At 54.9% G+C, this 16,949-nt stretch carries 12 protein-coding genes; 3 read left to right on the top strand and 9 right to left on the bottom strand.

The window, feature by feature from the left end:
- Positions 1 to 197: 197 nt before the first annotated feature.
- On the top strand, positions 198 to 1,013 hold the full coding sequence (djlA, locus tag AB4H76_RS19390) for a co-chaperone DjlA (protein WP_001200579.1): 816 nt from the start codon (positions 198 to 200) through the stop codon (positions 1,011 to 1,013).
- A gap of 116 nt (positions 1,014 to 1,129) precedes the next feature.
- Here djlA and rluA read toward each other — a convergent pair whose 3' ends face one another.
- The 6 genes from rluA to araB form a co-directional block, all read right to left on the bottom strand.
- Positions 1,130 to 1,789, bottom strand: a complete 660-nt coding sequence (gene rluA, locus AB4H76_RS19385; protein WP_000525176.1) for a bifunctional tRNA pseudouridine(32) synthase/23S rRNA pseudouridine(746) synthase RluA — start codon at positions 1,787 to 1,789, stop codon at positions 1,130 to 1,132.
- 11 nt (positions 1,790 to 1,800) lie between these two features.
- On the bottom strand, positions 1,801 to 4,707 hold the full coding sequence (gene rapA, locus AB4H76_RS19380; protein WP_001117011.1) for an RNA polymerase-associated protein RapA: 2,907 nt from the start codon (positions 4,705 to 4,707) through the stop codon (positions 1,801 to 1,803).
- 164 nt (positions 4,708 to 4,871) lie between these two features.
- Positions 4,872 to 7,223 carry a DNA polymerase II gene (gene polB / locus AB4H76_RS19375; protein WP_000035670.1) on the bottom strand — a complete coding sequence of 784 codons (2,352 nt, stop codon included), beginning with the start codon at positions 7,221 to 7,223 and terminating at the stop codon, positions 4,872 to 4,874.
- Positions 7,224 to 7,297: 74 nt separating this feature from the next.
- A complete protein-coding gene (gene araD, locus AB4H76_RS19370; protein ID WP_000888655.1) occupies positions 7,298 to 7,993 on the bottom strand; it encodes an L-ribulose-5-phosphate 4-epimerase in 696 nt (231 codons plus the stop codon).
- Positions 7,994 to 8,277: 284 nt separating this feature from the next.
- Positions 8,278 to 9,780, bottom strand: a complete 1,503-nt coding sequence (araA, locus tag AB4H76_RS19365) for an L-arabinose isomerase (protein WP_000151726.1) — start codon at positions 9,778 to 9,780, stop codon at positions 8,278 to 8,280.
- 10 nt (positions 9,781 to 9,790) lie between these two features.
- Entirely contained in the window at positions 9,791 to 11,491 is a 1,701-nt protein-coding gene (araB, locus tag AB4H76_RS19360; protein WP_000951777.1) for a ribulokinase, read from the bottom strand.
- A gap of 338 nt (positions 11,492 to 11,829) precedes the next feature.
- Here araB and araC point away from each other — a divergent pair, with 338 nt between their 5' ends.
- Together araC and AB4H76_RS19350 are read left to right on the top strand one after the other, a co-directional pair.
- On the top strand, positions 11,830 to 12,708 hold the full coding sequence (gene araC, locus AB4H76_RS19355; RefSeq protein ID WP_001300811.1) for an arabinose operon transcriptional regulator AraC: 879 nt from the start codon (positions 11,830 to 11,832) through the stop codon (positions 12,706 to 12,708).
- Positions 12,709 to 12,793: 85 nt separating this feature from the next.
- A complete protein-coding gene (locus tag AB4H76_RS19350) occupies positions 12,794 to 13,558 on the top strand; it encodes a DedA family protein (RefSeq protein ID WP_001148403.1) in 765 nt (254 codons plus the stop codon).
- Positions 13,559 to 13,671: 113 nt separating this feature from the next.
- On the opposite strand, the gene thiQ is transcribed toward AB4H76_RS19350, so the two are convergent.
- From thiQ to thiB, 3 genes are read right to left on the bottom strand one after another with little or no spacing between them, the layout of a single operon-like run.
- Entirely contained in the window at positions 13,672 to 14,370 is a 699-nt protein-coding gene (gene thiQ / locus AB4H76_RS19345) for a thiamine ABC transporter ATP-binding protein ThiQ (protein WP_000916325.1), read from the bottom strand.
- Positions 14,354 to 15,964 carry a thiamine/thiamine pyrophosphate ABC transporter permease ThiP gene (thiP, locus tag AB4H76_RS19340; RefSeq protein ID WP_000235717.1) on the bottom strand — a complete coding sequence of 537 codons (1,611 nt, stop codon included), beginning with the start codon at positions 15,962 to 15,964 and terminating at the stop codon, positions 14,354 to 14,356. Before thiP ends, thiQ begins: the two co-directional genes overlap by 17 nt.
- Complete coding sequence (thiB, locus tag AB4H76_RS19335) at positions 15,940 to 16,923, bottom strand: thiamine ABC transporter substrate binding subunit (protein WP_001556401.1); 984 nt, start codon at positions 16,921 to 16,923, stop codon at positions 15,940 to 15,942. Before thiB ends, thiP begins: the two co-directional genes overlap by 25 nt.
- Positions 16,924 to 16,949 lie beyond the last annotated feature (26 nt).

Here is a 16,949-nt window from a genome sequence, read left to right as displayed (position 1 = left end):
TAACGTACTCGTCATCTCTACGCTAGTGTTAATCCTGTCCGAATAGCGTCAGTGGTGTTAGGCACGGCATTGAATGACAGGTATGATAATGCAAATTATAGGCGATGTCCCACAATTGACCGCAGCCGGAAAACGGTAAAAGCACCTTTATATTGTGGGAGATAGCCCTGATATCCGTGTGTCGATTTGGGGAATATATGCAGTATTGGGGAAAAATCATTGGCGTGGCCGTGGCCTTACTGATGGGCGGCGGCTTTTGGGGCGTAGTGTTAGGCCTGTTAATTGGCCATATGTTTGATAAAGCCCGTAGCCGTAAAATGGCGTGGTTCGCCAACCAGCGTGAGCGTCAGGCGCTGTTTTTTGCCACCACTTTTGAAGTGATGGGGCATTTAACCAAATCCAAAGGTCGCGTCACGGAGGCTGATATTCATATCGCCAGCCAGTTGATGGACCGAATGAATCTTCATGGCGCTTCCCGTACTGCGGCGCAAAATGCGTTCCGGGTGGGAAAATCAGACAATTACCCGCTGCGCGAAAAGATGCGCCAGTTTCGCAGTGTCTGCTTTGGTCGTTTTGACTTAATTCGTATGTTTCTGGAGATCCAGATTCAGGCGGCGTTTGCTGATGGTTCACTGCACCCGAATGAACGGGCGGTGCTGTATGTCATTGCAGAAGAATTAGGGATCTCCCGCGCTCAGTTTGACCAGTTTTTGCGCATGATGCAGGGCGGTGCACAGTTTGGCGGCGGTTATCAGCAGCAAACTGGCGGTGGTAACTGGCAGCAAGCGCAGCGTGGCCCAACGCTGGAAGATGCCTGTAATGTGCTGGGCGTGAAGCCGACGGATGATGCGACCACCATCAAACGTGCCTACCGTAAGCTGATGAGTGAACACCATCCCGATAAGCTGGTGGCGAAAGGTTTGCCGCCTGAGATGATGGAGATGGCGAAGCAGAAAGCGCAGGAAATTCAGCAGGCATATGAGCTGATAAAGCAGCAGAAAGGGTTTAAATAAGTTTTAAACTGTAGGCCTGATAAGACGCGGCCCGCGTCGCATCAGGCAATCGGCGCACAATTGCCGGATGCGGCGTGAACGCCTTATCCGCCTACCGAACTGCGCCAGCGTGACGATTAAAAATCCGCTGGCGCTTTAAACGTCATACTATTGCCATACGCCGGATGGGTAATCGTCAACATCTCTGCATGTAGCAACAAACGCGGTGCCATCGCTCTCGCTTCTGGTGATGCATAAAAACGATCGCCGAGAATCGGATGACCCAGCGCCAGCATATGCACACGCAATTGATGCGAACGCCCGGTAATCGGTTTTAACACCACTCTTGCCGTGTTATCCGCCGCATACTCCACCACTTCATATTCCGTCTGCGCAGGTTTACCCGTTTCGTAACAGACTTTCTGTTTCGGGCGGTTTGGCCAGTCGCAAATCAGCGGCAGATCCACCAGACCTTCTGCGGGGGATGGATGCCCCCAGACGCGGGCCACATACTGCTTTTTCGGCTCGCGCTCGCGGAACTGGCGTTTTAACTCCCGCTCCGCGGCTTTGGTCAGCGCCACTACAATCACGCCGCTGGTAGCCATATCCAGACGATGCACCGATTCTGCCTGCGGATAATCACGCTGAATGCGCGTCATCACGCTGTCTTTGTGCTCTTCCAGACGACCCGGCACTGACAACAAACCGCTCGGCTTGTTGACCACCATAATATGGTCATCCTGATACAGGATAACCAACCAGGGTTCCTGCGGTGGATTGTAGTTTTCCATCCCCATTTTCGGCTCCGTTACTGATGCGTTACAACGATCAAACGCAGGGCATCCAGACGCCAACCTGCCTGATCCAGGCTTTCCATTACCTGCTGACGGTTGCTCTCAATGGCGGTCAGTTCGTCGTCACGAATGTTCGGGTTCACTGCACGCAGAGCTTCCAGACGAGACAGCTCGGCAGACAGTTTTTCGTCGGCTTCGTTACGCGCTGCATCAATCAATGCACGGGCAGATTTCTCGATCTGCGCTTCACCCAGTTGAAGGATAGCGTGAACATCCTGCTGCACGGCGTTAACCAGTTTGCTGCCGGTGTGACGGTTAACCGCGTTAAGCTGGCGGTTAAAGGTTTCAAACTCTACCTGCGCCGCCAGGTTGTTGCCGTTTTTATCCAGCAGCATACGTACCGGCGTCGGTGGCAGGAAGCGGTTGAGCTGCAACTGCTTCGGAGCCTGGGCTTCAACCACATAAATCAGTTCCACCAACAGCGTACCTACCGGCAACGCTTTGTTTTTTAACAGTGAAATCGTGCTGCTACCGGTATCGCCAGAAAGGATCAGATCCAGACCGTTGCGGATCAGCGGATGCTCCCAGGTAATAAACTGTGCATCTTCACGCGCCAGCGCCACTTCACGATCAAAGGTGATGGTGATGCCATCTTCCGACAGGCCAGGGAAGTCCGGCACCAGCATATGATCGGACGGCGTCAGCACGATCATGTTGTCGCCGCGATCGTCCTGATTGATACCGATAATATCGAACAGGTTCATGGCGAAGGCGATCAGGTTGGTATCGTCATCCTGCTCTTCAATGCTTTCTGCCAGTGCCTGGGCTTTTTCGCCACCGTTGGAGTGGATTTCCAGCAGGCGGTCACGACCCTGTTCCAGCTGTGCTTTCAGCGCTTCATGTTGCTCGCGGCAGTTTTTGATCAGATCGTCAAAGCCTTCGGTTTGATCCGGTGAAGCCAGATAGTTAATCAGATCGTTGTATACGCTATCGTAAATAGTGCGTCCGGTCGGGCAGGTGTGCTCAAATGCATCCAGACCTTCGTGATACCAGCGCACCAGCACCGACTGAGCGGTTTTCTCCAGATAAGGCACATGGATCTGAATATCGTGCGCCTGGCCGATACGATCCAGACGACCAATACGCTGCTCCAGTAGATCCGGGTTGAATGGCAGGTCAAACATCACCATGTGGCTGGCGAACTGGAAGTTACGTCCTTCAGAACCGATTTCTGAGCACAGCAGTACCTGTGCGCCGGTGTCTTCTTCGGCAAACCAGGCGGCAGCGCGGTCACGTTCGATAATCGACATACCTTCGTGGAACACCGCAGCGCGAATACCTTCACGTTCGCGCAGTACCTGCTCCAGTTGCAGCGCAGTGGCAGCTTTGGCGCAGATCACCAGCACTTTCTGAGAGCGATGGCTGGTCAGGTAGCCCATCAGCCACTCAACGCGCGGATCGAAGTTCCACCAGGTGGCGTTATCACCTTCAAATTCCTGATAAATACGCTCCGGGTAGAGCATATCGCGAGCACGATCTTCCGCACTTTTACGTGCGCCCATAATGCCGGAGACTTTAATAGCCGTCTGATACTGCGTCGGTAGCGGCAGCTTAATGGTGTGCAGCTCGCGTTTCGGGAATCCTTTCACACCGTTACGCGTGTTACGGAACAGCACGCGGCTGGTGCCGTGGCGATCCATCAGCATCGAAACCAGCTCCTGACGGGCGCTCTGGGCATCTTCGCTGTCGCTGTTTGCTGCCTGCAACAGCGGCTCGATATCCTGCTCGCCGATCATCTCGCCGAGCATGTTCAGTTCGTCATTGCTCAGTTTGTTACCTGCCAGCAGCATGGCAACGGCGTCCGCAACCGGACGATAATTTTTCTGCTCTTCAACGAACTGCGCAAAATCGTGGAAACGGTTCGGGTCCAGCAGACGCAGACGGGCGAAGTGGCTTTCCATCCCCAGCTGTTCCGGGGTCGCGGTCAGCAGCAGAACGCCCGGCACGTGCTCTGCCAGTTGTTCAATGGCCTGATATTCACGGCTTGGCGCATCTTCGCTCCACACCAGGTGATGCGCTTCATCGACCACCAGCAGGTCCCATTCGGCTTCACAGAGATGTTCCAGGCGCTGTTTGCTACGACGGGCAAAATCCAGCGAGCAAATCACCAGCTGTTCGGTGTCAAACGGGTTGTAAGCATCGTGCTGAGCTTCGGCATAACGCTCATCATCAAATAGCGCAAAGCGCAGGTTGAAACGGCGCAGCATTTCTACCAGCCACTGATGCTGTAAGGTTTCCGGGACGATAATTAGCACACGTTCAGCAGCGCCAGAGAGCAGTTGCTGATGCAGGATCATCCCGGCTTCAATGGTTTTCCCTAAACCCACTTCGTCAGCCAGCAGGACGCGCGGCGCGTGGCGGCGACCAACATCATGAGCGATGTTGAGCTGATGCGGGATCAGGCTGGTACGCTGACCGCGCAGGCCGCTGTACGGCATACGGAACTGTTCGCTGGAATATTTACGCGCGCGATAACGCAGCGCAAAGCGGTCCATACGGTCAATCTGCCCGGCAAACAGACGGTCCTGCGGTTTGCTGAACACCAGTTTGCTATCAAGGAAAACTTCACGCAGGGCTACGCCGGACTCTTCAGTATCCAGGCGAGTACCGATATAGGTCAGCAAGCCATTTTCTTCTTTTACTTCTTCGACTTGCATCTGCCAGCCGTCATGGCTGGTAATGGTATCACCAGGGTTGAACATCACGCGGGTCACGGGGGAATCACTGCGTGCGTACAGACGGTTTTCACCAGTAGATGGGAAAAGTAAAGTGACAGTTCGCGCATCCACCGCGACAACGGTTCCAAGTCCCAATTCGCTTTCTGTATCGCTGATCCAGCGTTGACCAAGTGTAAAAGGCATATGTGTTCGGCTCTATATCTTTAATTGCAGGCAATAACCACCCGCTACCGTGCTTATGAGGTAGTGGTGTTATTCAGGTCCAGGAATGGAAAGGGCGCTATGGTACTGGATGGCAAAGCATTCGTCACGCATCAAAATGGTATCTGGCGAACTCTTTTTTTTGCTCAAAATAGCCCAAGTTGCCCGGTCATAAGTGTAGCAAAATTATCCTCAATAAAAGGGAGTATTCCCTCCGCCACGGGTTGTAGCTGGCGGGTCAGATAGTGTTCGTAATCCAGTGGTGAACGTTGGTAGTCCAGCGGCTCCGGGCCGTTGGTGGTCCATACGTACTTAATGGTGCCGCGATTCTGATATTGCAAGGGGCGACCACGCTTTTGGTTTTCTTCATCGGCAAGGCGAGCGGCGCGTACATGAGGCGGCACATTACGCTGATACTCGCTCAGCGGACGGCGAAGGCGTTTACGGTAAACCAGTCGCGCATCCAGTTCACCCGCCATCAGTTTGTCGATGGTTTCGCGTACATATTCCTGATATGGCTCGTTGCGGAAGATGCGCAGGTATAGCTCCTGCTGAAACTGCTGGGCCAGCGGCGTCCAGTCGGTGCGCACGGTTTCCAGCCCTTTAAACACCATCCGCTGCTTGTCGCCCTCCTGAATCAGTCCGGCATAACGCTTTTTACTGCCGGTATCGGCTCCGCGAATGGTTGGCATCAGAAAACGGCAGAAATGGGTTTCATACTCCAGTTCTAATGCGCTGGTCAGCCGTTGTTTTTGCAGCGTTTCCGCCCACCAGGCGTTAACGTGCTGCACCAGTGCACGACCGATTTTCGCCGCTTCTTCTTCCGAATGTGCGCCTTTCAGCCAGACAAACGTTGAGTCGGTATCGCCGTAGATAACGTCGTAGCCCTGTGCTTCAATCAACGCTTTGGTTTGCCGCATGATCTGATGACCACGCATGGTGATCGACGATGCCAGCCGCGGATCGAAGAAGCGGCAGGCGGTGGTGCCGAGCACGCCATAAAAGGCATTCATGATGATTTTCAGCGCCTGCGACAGCGGTTTGTTACCCTGGCGTTTGGCTTCATCGCGCCCGTGCCAGATGTTAGTCACAATCTCCGGCAGGCAATGTTTTTCTCGCGAGAACCAGGCATCGAGAAAACCTTCGGTACTGTGCTCTGGATCAGGCTGCGCCATGCCTTCCACCAGCCCGACGGGATCAATCAGAAAGGTGCGGATGATCGACGGGTACAGGCTTTTATAGTCCAGCACCAGCACTGAATCATAAAGCCCTGGCCGTGAATCCATCACGTAGCCGCCAGGGCTGGCGTGCGGCGGCACTTCGCCGAGATTAGGCGCGACATAACCAGCGCGATGCATTCGCGGAAAATAGAGATGACCAAATGCCGCCACCGAACCGCCGTGTCGGTCCACCGGCAGGCCGTTCACCGTTGCCCGTTCGAGTAAAAATGGCATGATTTCAGTTTTGTGGAAGATCTGCGTCACCAGCTCGCAATCTTTCAGGTTATAAGTTGCCAGCGCAGGTTTATCTTCGGCGAAACGGCGGTCAATTTCGTCCATTCGATCCCACGGGTTATCGATAGATTTTCCTTCGCCTAATAGCTCCTGAGCGACAGTTTCCAGCGAGAATGAAGAGAAATTCCAGAACGCGGATTTCAGCGCCTCGATACCGTCGATAATTAGCCGACCTTTAGCCTGGGCAAAAAAGACGCCGTTTTTAAAGCCGTGCTCGCGCCACTCCAGCTCGCTATTATCGCGCCCAAGACGCAGCGGAAGACGGTAACGCTCGGCATGTTTTTGCAGCATTCGCAGATCGAACTGCACCACGTTCCAACCGATGATCACATCAGGATCGTAGTTGGCAAACCAGGCGTTGAGTTTTTCCAGCAACTGCGGGCGGCTGGCGACGTATTCCAGTTCGAAATCAAGCGAGGAGGCGTCGCCATTCTCCGGCCCCAGCATATAAACGATGCGCTGCCCGCAGCCTTCCAGGCCGATGCAGTACAGCTCACCGTGGCGGGTGGTTTCAATATCTATAGAAACCCACTTGAGCGGCGGACGATAGTCGGGATGCGGTTTCAGACGGGCATTAACGATAGTGCCATTGTGCATATCACCCTCGACCCACACCGGTGAGGTGATAAACCGCTCCATCAGATAGCGTTCTGGCGGACGCACATCGGCCTCGTAGACGGTAACGCCACCTTCACGCAGGCGCTTTTCGTAATTCATCAATTGGCGATGGGCGCGACAGTAAAGGCCATACACCGGCTGGCGGTGAAAATCCTTTAACGCCAGCGGTGTCAGGCGAAAGCCTTGTTCACCCTGCAAAATATGCTGAGCGCGGGGAACCTGATCGGCGGGAATAAACGCCACGGACTCTTGCGGTGCAAGCGTAACCTGCAACGGCCCGTTGTCCGTCGCCAGCCAGAAGGAGACTTCTGTCCCTTGCGGGGTGTCCCGCCAGTGTCGGGTTAAGATAAAACCTGCCTGCGCCACGCTGAAAATCCATCAAAAAACCAGGCTTGAGTATAGCCTGGTTTCGTTTGATTGGCTGTGGTTTTATACAGTCATTACTGCCCGTAATATGCCTTCGCGCCATGCTTACGCAGATAGTGTTTATTCAGCAGCGTTTGCTGCATATCCGGTAACTGCGGCGCTAACTGACGGCAGAATATCCCCATATAAGCGACCTCTTCCAGCACGATGGCGTTATGCACCGCATCTTCGGCATTTTTGCCCCATGCAAATGGGCCGTGAGAATGGACCAGGACGCCGGGCATTTGCGCTGCATCGATACCCTGTTTTTCGAAGGTTTCTACGATGACGTTACCGGTTTCCCACTCATATTCACCGTTGATTTCTGCGTCGGTCATTTTGCGGGTGCAGGGAATGGTGCCGTAGAAATAGTCGGCGTGGGTGGTGCCGGTTGCTGGAATCGACTGGCCCGCCTGCGCCCAGATAGTGGCGTGGCGCGAGTGTGTGTGCACAATGCCGCCAATGGACGGGAATGCCTGATAGAGCAGTCGGTGAGTTGGCGTATCGGAGGAGGGCTTTTTCGCACCTTCAACCACTTCACCGGTTTCGATGCTAACCACGACCATATCGTCAGCGGTCATGATGCTGTAATCGACGCCGGAAGGTTTGATCACAAAGACGCCGCGCTCGCGATCAACGGCGCTGACGTTGCCCCATGTGAGCGTGACCAGGTTATGTTTTGGCAGCGCCAGGTTGGCCTCTAATACCTGGCGTTTGAGATCTTCTAACATGTTGACTCCTTCGTGCCGGATGCGCTTTGCTTATCCGGCCTACAAAATCGCAGCGTGTAGGCCTGATAAGACGCGCCAGCGTCGCATCAGGCGTTGAATGCCGGATGCGCTTTGCTTATCCGGCCTACAAAATCGGAACGCGTAGGCCTGATAAGACGCGCCAGCGTCGCATCAGGCGTTGAATGCCGGATGCGCTTTGCTTATCCGGCCTACAAAATCGCAGCGTGTAGGCCTGATAAGACGCGTCAGCGTCGCATCAGGCGTTACACACCTGATGCGGCTACTTAGCGACGAAATCCGTAATACACTTCGTTCCAGCGCAGCGCGTCTTTAAACGCTGGCAGGCGGGTATCGTTATCAATCACCGTGATTTCAATGTCGTGCATCTCGGCGAACTGGCGCATATCGTTGAGGTTCAGCGCATGGCTGAAGACGGTATGGTGCGCGCCACCAGCGAGGATCCACGCTTCGGAAGCAGTTGGCAGATCCGGTTGCGCTTTCCACAGCGCATTCGCCACCGGCAGTTTCGGCAGGGAGTGCGGTGTTTTCACCGTGTCGATGCAGTTAACCAGTAGACGGTAACGATCGCCGAGATCAATCAAGCTGGCGACAATCGCTGGGCCGGTTTGGGTATTGAAGATCAGGCGGGCAGGATCGTCCTTACCACCAATACCGAGATGCTGAACGTCGAGGATCGGTTTCTCTTCTGCGGCGATCGACGGGCAGACTTCCAGCATATGGGAGCCGAGCACCAGGTCATTACCTTTCTCGAAGTGATAGGTGTAGTCCTCCATAAAGGAGGTGCCGCCCTGCAGACCGGTTGACATCACCTTCATGATGCGAAGCAGGGCGGCGGTTTTCCAGTCGCCTTCGCCCGCAAAGCCGTAACCCTGCTGCATCAGACGCTGTACGGCCAGACCAGGAAGCTGTTTCAGACCGTGCAAATCTTCAAAGGTGGTGGTGAACGCGTGGAAGCCACCTTGTTCCAGGAAACGCTTCATCCCCAGCTCAATACGCGCCGCTTCCAGCACGTTCTGTCGTTTTTCGCCGTGGATTTGTGTGGCAGGCGTCATGGTGTAGCAGCTTTCGTACTCATCGACCAGCGCGTTAACATCGCCGTCGCTGATGGAGTTCACCACCTGCACCAGATCGCCAACCGCCCAGGTATTGACGGAGAAACCGAACTTGATCTGTGCGGCAACTTTATCACCATCGGTGACCGCCACTTCACGCATGTTATCGCCAAAACGGCAGACTTTCAGATGACGGGTATCCTGTTTAGAAACCGCCTGACGCATCCAGGAGCCGATACGCTCATGGGCTTGTTTATCCTGCCAGTGACCGGTAACGACGGCATGTTGCTGACGCATACGCGCGCCAATGAAGCCGAACTCGCGACCGCCATGTGCAGTCTGGTTCAGGTTCATAAAGTCCATATCGATACTGTCCCACGGCAGCGCCGCGTTGAACTGGGTGTGGAATTGCAGCAACGGTTTGTTGAGCATGGTCAGGCCGTTGATCCACATTTTGGCCGGGGAGAAGGTGTGCAGCCACACCACCAGACCAGCGCAACGATCGTCGTAATTCGCGTCGCGGCAAATAGCGGTGATTTCATCCGGCGTGGTGCCCAGCGGTTTCAACACCAGTTTGCAGGGCAGTTTCGCTTCCGTATTCAGCGCATTAACAACGTGCTCGGCATGTTGGGTGACCTGACGCAGGGTTTCCGGGCCATACAGATGCTGGCTGCCAATGACAAACCACACTTCATAATTATCAAAAATCGTCATTATCGTGTCCTTATAGAGTCGCAACGGCCTGGGCAGCCTGTGCCGGGGCGGAAGTTGGAAGATAGTGTTGTTCGGCGCTCATCGCCCATTGCTGATAGCGGCGATAAAGCTGTTCAAAGCGTTGTGCCTGTTCGCTGCGCGGTTGCAGGGTTTTCTCTACCGCACTGGCCATTTTTTGCTGGGCTGATGGGATGTCTGCGTGCACTTTCGCGGCGACGGCAGCAAAAATCGCCGCACCGAGCGCACAGCACTGGTCAGAGGCAACAATTTGCAGCGGGCGATTCAGCACGTCGCAGCAGGCCTGCATAATGACCTGGTTTTTCCGCGCGATGCCGCCCAGCGCCATCACGTTATTGACGGCGATCCCCTGATCGGTAAAGCACTCCATGATTGCGCGTGCGCCAAAGGCGGTGGCAGCAATCAAACCGCCGAACAGCAGCGGAGCGTCGGTAGCGAGGTTAAGATCGGTAATCACCCCTTTCAGGCGTTGGTTAGCGTTTGGCGAGCGACGACCGTTAAACCAGTCGAGCACCACCGGCAGGTGATCCAGAGACGGATTTTTGGCCCATGCTTCGGTCAGCGCCGGAAGCAGTTGTTTCTGGCTGGCGTTGATTTGCGCTTTCAGTTCCGGATGCTGGGCGGCAAGCTGTTCCAGCGGCCAGCTGAGTACGCGACCGAACCAGGCGTAGATATCACCAAACGCCGATTGGCCTGCTTCCAGACCGATAAATCCAGGCACCACGCTGCCATCAACCTGACCGCAAATACCTTTAACTGCCCGCTCGCCAACGCTCTGTTTGTCGGCAATCAGAATGTCGCAGGTGGAAGTACCGATAACTTTTACCAGTGCGTTAGGCTGTGCGCCTGCGCCAACTGCGCCCATATGGCAGTCAAACGCGCCGCCGGAAATCACCACGCTTTCAGGCAGGCCGAGACGCTGCGCCCATTCCGGGCATAAGGTGCCCACCGGAATATCGGCAGTCCAGGTGTCAGTGAACAGCGGGGAAGGCAAATGGCGATTGAGGATCGGGTCCAGCTCATCAAAGAAACTGGCTGGCGGCAAGCCGCCCCAGCTTTCGTGCCACAGAGATTTATGCCCGGCGCTGCAACGTCCGCGACGAATATCCTGCGGGCGGGTGGTACCGGAAAGCAGAGCTGGCACCCAGTCGCACAGCTCAATCCACGATGCGGCAGATTGCGCCACGGCGCTGTCCTGGCGAGTCACATGCAGGATTTTTGCCCAGAACCATTCGCTGGAATAAATACCGCCAATATAGCGGGAGTAGTCAACATTGCCCGGCGCGTGGCACAAACGGGTAATCTCTTCCGCTTCTTCAACCGCAGTGTGGTCTTTCCACAATACGAACATCGCGTTCGGGTTTTCGGCAAACTCCGGGCGCAGCGCCAGCACGTTACCGTCGGCATCAATCGGTGCGGGCGTCGAGCCGGTACTGTCAACGCCAATCCCGACCACAGCTGCGCGCTGTTCGACGCTAAGCTCTGCAAGCACGGTTTTCAGTGCCGCTTCCATTGACTCAATGTAGTCACGCGGATGATGACGGAACTGGTTATTCGGGGCATCACAAAATTGCCCTTTTTGCCAACGGGGATACCACTCTACGCTGGTGGCGATCTCTTCACCGCTGGCGCAGTCCACCGCCAAAGCTCGCACAGAATCACTGCCAAAATCGAGGCCAATTGCAATCGCCATCGTTTCACTCCATCCAAAAAAACGGGTATGGAGAAACAGTAGAGAGTTGCGATAAAAAGCGTCAGGTAGGATCCGCTAATCTTATGGATAAAAATGCTATGGCATAGCAAAGTGTGACGCCGTGCAAATAATCAATGTGGACTTTTCTGCCGTGATTATAGACACTTTTGTTACGCGTTTTTGTCATGGCTTTGGTCCCGCTTTGTTACAGAATGCTTTTAATAAGCGGGGTTACCGGTTTGGTTAGCGAGAAGAGCCAGTAAAAGACGCAGTGACGGCAATGTCTGATGCAATATGGACAATTGGTTTCTTCTCTGAATGGCGGGAGTATGAAAAGTATGGCTGAAGCGCAAAATGATCCCCTGCTGCCGGGATACTCGTTTAATGCCCATCTGGTGGCGGGTTTAACGCCGATTGAGGCCAACGGTTATCTCGATTTTTTTATCGACCGACCGCTGGGAATGAAAGGTTATATTCTCAATCTCACCATTCGCGGTCAGGGGGTGGTGAAAAATCAGGGACGAGAATTTGTTTGCCGACCGGGTGATATTTTGCTGTTCCCGCCAGGAGAGATTCATCACTACGGTCGTCATCCGGAGGCTCGCGAATGGTATCACCAGTGGGTTTACTTTCGTCCGCGCGCCTACTGGCATGAATGGCTTAACTGGCCGTCAATATTTGCCAATACGGGGTTCTTTCGCCCGGATGAAGCGCACCAGCCGCATTTCAGCGACCTGTTTGGGCAAATCATTAACGCCGGGCAAGGGGAAGGGCGCTATTCGGAGCTGCTGGCGATAAATCTGCTTGAGCAATTGTTACTGCGGCGCATGGAAGCGATTAACGAGTCGCTCCATCCACCGATGGATAATCGGGTACGCGAGGCTTGTCAGTACATCAGCGATCACCTGGCAGACAGCAATTTTGATATCGCCAGCGTCGCACAGCATGTTTGCTTGTCGCCGTCGCGTCTGTCACATCTTTTCCGCCAGCAGTTAGGGATTAGCGTCTTAAGCTGGCGCGAGGACCAACGTATCAGCCAGGCGAAGCTGCTTTTGAGCACCACCCGGATGCCTATCGCCACCGTCGGTCGCAATGTTGGTTTTGACGATCAACTCTATTTCTCGCGGGTATTTAAAAAATGCACCGGGGCCAGCCCGAGCGAGTTCCGTGCCGGTTGTGAAGAAAAAGTGAATGATGTAGCCGTCAAGTTGTCATAATTGGTAACGAATCAGACAATTGACGGCTTGACGGAGTAGCATAGGGTTTGCAGAATCCCTGCTTCGTCCATTTGACAGGCACATTATGCAAGCATTGCTGGAACACTTTATTACCCAATCTACCGTGTATTCATTGATGGCGGTGGTGTTGGTGGCCTTTCTGGAGTCGCTGGCGCTGGTCGGTTTGATTCTACCCGGTACGGTGCTGATGGCGGGGCTGGGAGCGCTGATTGGCAGCGGCGAGTTAAGTTTCTGGCACGCCTGGCTGGCAGGGATTGTCGGTTGTCTGCTGGGCGACTGGATCTCCTTCTGGCTGGGCTGGCGTTTTAAAAAGCCGTTGCATCGCTGGTCATTTCTGAAGAAAAACAAAGCATTACTCGATAAAACTGAACATGCGTTGCATCAACACAGCATGTTCACCATTCTGGTCGGTCGCTTTGTTGGCCCGACGCGTCCGCTGGTGCCAATGGTGGCGGGAATGCTGGATCTGCCGGTGGCAAAATTCATTACGCCGAATATTATCGGCTGCCTGCTGTGGCCACCGTTTTACTTCCTGCCTGGGATTCTGGCGGGCGCGGCGATCGATATTCCAGCCGGAATGCAGAGCGGCGAGTTTAAATGGTTGCTGCTGGCGACGGCGGTATTTTTGTGGGTTGGTGGCTGGCTGTGCTGGCGGTTATGGCGCAGCGGTAAAGCAACCGATCGTTTAAGTCATTATTTGTCGCGCGGCCGTTTGTTGTGGCTGACGCCGTTGATTTCTGCCATCGGCGTGGTGGCGCTGGTGGTGTTAATTCGCCACCCGTTGATGCCGGTGTATATCGATATTTTGCGTAAAGTGGTTGGGGTTTAGGGGATTGTCTTGTGCGGGTTGCCTGATGCGACGCTGACCGCGTCTTATCAGGCCTACAAAACGCACTGTCCGTAGGTCGGATAAGGTGTTCACGCCGCATCTGACAGTGCATACTAACCCGTAATCCCCAATAGTGCTGAAGCACTCGCCTTACCGCTCAACAACTCATTGGTCTTACCCTGCCAGGCGATGCGCCCGTCGGCGACCACCACCGAGCGCGTGGCGATCCGCGCGGCATCTTCCACACTGTGTGACACCATCAATAACGTCATTTTTTGCTGCTGGCAGCTCGTGCTCACCAGCGTCAGCATCTCCTGACGTAACGCCGGATCGAGCGCAGAGAACGGTTCATCGAGCAATAAAATCGGCTGTTCGCGCACCAGACAACGCGCTAACGCCACGCGCTGTCGCTGACCGCCGGAAAGCTCGCCAGGTAACCGCGCCATTAAATTATCAATCCCCATCTGGCGGGCGATAGCGTGCATTTTCTCCTGCTGTGCCGCGTTCAGTTTCAATCCCGGATTTAGCCCCAGCCCGATGTTCTGCGCGACCGTCAGGTGACTGAACAGGTTGTTTTCCTGAAACAGCATCGACACCGGACGGCGTGACGGCGGCGTCGTGGTGTGATCAACGCCGTCGATAGTCAGCGAACCGCTGGCTGGCGTCAGAAAACCGGCGATCAAGTTCAGCAGGGTACTTTTACCTGCGCCGCTTGGCCCGAGGATCGCCACCTGCTCGCCGCGTTCTACCGTTAAGCTAAAACGCATCGGCAAATGTTGGTAAAGCCAGGTGATATCAGTCAGTTTTAACATCTCGCCCCGGTAGTTTTTCAATCACGGTAAACAGCAGAAAACAGAGTAGCAGCAGAATTAACGCGGTGACCGCGCCGTCCTGGCTGCGATAGGAGCCAATTTGCTGGTAGAGATAAAACGGCAGGGTGCGGAAATCATCGTTACCGAACAACGCCACCACGCCAAAATCACCAATCGACAGCACGCAGGCAAAAGCCAGCGCCTGCGCCAGTGGACGTTTCAGGGCGCGCAGCTCGACCACTTTTAAGCGCGACCAGCCTTCAATGCCCAGCGACTGACACAACATACTGTAGCGGGCGGTGATATCGCGCATCGGGTTTTCCAGTACTTTCAGCGCATAAGGGATCGCCATTAACGCATTGGTGAAAATCACAATGCCGTCAGCAGATTGCGGCAGGCCAATGGTGTTGTTGAGCAGTAAAAAGAAGCCGGTAGCCAGCACAATCCCCGGCATGGCGAGGATCAACATGCCGCTCATCTCCAGCGCCTGACCCGCCAGCATTTTCTGCCGCGCCCGAAGTTCGCGACTGCTCCATAGCAGCATCATGGTCAGCACTACGCACAATACACCTGCCGCCAGCGCAATACGCAACGAGGTCCACAGCGCCTGCCACAGCACCGGTTGTGCCAGCACTTCCGGCAACTGGCGATTTAGCCCATCGACGATCACCGCCAGCAACGGTGGCAGCAACAGCAGCAGCGCCAGCACAATTAACACCGTGTCGCAAATGCGGCTATGCAGACGATCGTCCGGGTCGCGCCAGCCTTGCAGCAGCGTGGTGCCTGGCGCAATGGCCTTACTCAATCGCTGACTCAGCAGCACCAACCCGAGGCAACACACCATCTGGATCAGCGCCAGCATCGCCGCGCGGGCAGGATCGTAGTCGTAACTCAGCGCCTGATAGATTGCCAGCTCGATAGTGGTTGCCTGCGGACCGCCGCCCAGCGATAGCACGGTGGCGAAGCTGGCGAAACAGAGCATAAAGATAAGTGCAGCAACCGGCGGGATTTGTCGCCGTAACCACGGCCATTCGACGAAGCGGAAAAAATGCCAGCCGCGCATCCCAAGCTGGGCGGCAAGCTGACGTTGTTCGCCGGGAATGTTTTCCAGTGCCTGGAGTAATAAGCGGCTCGCCATCGGTAGATTAAAAAATACGTGCGCCAGCAAAATACCTTGCAGGCCGTAGGGCGAAAAGGTCCACTCCAGACCGAGCGATTGGCAGAGTGTTGCCAGCCAGCCCTGGCGACCATAGACGCTAAGAATGCCGAAAACAGCAACCAGCACCGGGAGGATTAAGGTCATTGCGCACAGACGCAACAGCGCCAGCCGACCCGGAAAGCGCCTGCGATAGAGCGCGCGGGCGAGGAATATCGCGGGTACGACAGAGAGCAGCGCCGAGAGAAACGCCTGCCAGAAGGAGAAGCGCACCACATGCCACAGGTAGCTGTCCTGCCAGATTGCCGCCCAGCTACCCTGCGGTGCGTTCCACCACAGGGCGAGAAACGCCGCCAGCGCAACCGCTACCACCAGCGTGGCGGCGCTTACACCTGGAATTAACCAGCCGGGAATTAACGGCTGACGGCGCGTTGCCATTCGCTAATCCATGCCTGACGTTGTGCCGCCACTTCAGCTGGTGTGAACTCCAGCGTGGTGGCCGGTTTGGTCAATTGTTCAAACCCGGCAGGCAGTGTGACATTTGCCACCGGATACATCCAGTTACCGGTTGGGATCGCATTCTGAAAAGCCGGAGAAACCATAAACTGGAGGAATTTTTGCGCCAGCTCCGGCTGCTTGCTGGCAGCGGTGCGGGCGGCGACTTCCACCTGCAGATAGTGACCTTCGCTGAAGTTCGCAGCGGCGTAGTTATCTTTCTTCTCTTCGAGAATGTGATAAGCCGGAGAGGTGGTGTAACTCAGTACCAGATCGCTTTCGCCTTTTAAAAACAGGCCGTAGGCTTCGCTCCAGCCTTTGGTGACGGTGACGGTTTTCTTCGCCAGTTTCTGCCAGGCTTGCGGGGCGTTATCGCCATAGACTTTTTGCATCCATAGCAACAGACCCAGCCCCGGCGTACTGGTGCGCGGATCCTGATAAATCACCCGCCAGTTTTGATCGCTCTCAACCAGCTCCTTCAGGCTTTGTGGCGGGTTTTTTAGTTTGTTCTTGTCATAGACGAAGGCGAAGTAGCCGTAATCAAACGGTACGAAAGTGTCATTATTCCAGCCGCCGGGAACGTTAACGGCATCCGCTGCCACACCGCTTTTGGCAAATAGTCCGGTTTTACTGGCGGCGTCTAACAGATTGTTATCCAGCCCCAGCACCACATCGGCTTTACTATTTTTGCCTTCCATCCGTAGACGGTTGAGAAGCGAAACGCCATCTTCCAGCGCCACCAGTTTCAGTTCGCAGTTACAGTCGGCTTCAAAAGCTTTTTTGATCTTTGGACCAGGCCCCCAGTCGGCGGCGAAGGAATCGTAGGTATAAACAGTCAGAACGGGTTTAGCGAAAACGGGCGCTGTGCACAGCAACAGCAGGGGAAGACATTTTTTTAACACTTTGCACCTCAAAAAAGAGTGGCAAA

Origin of the sequence: Escherichia sp. UTM R2, assembly GCF_048593455.1 — a bacterium.
Taxonomy (GTDB): domain Bacteria; phylum Pseudomonadota; class Gammaproteobacteria; order Enterobacterales; family Enterobacteriaceae; genus Escherichia; species Escherichia coli.
This window is presented reverse-complemented; position numbering and strand designations above follow the sequence as displayed.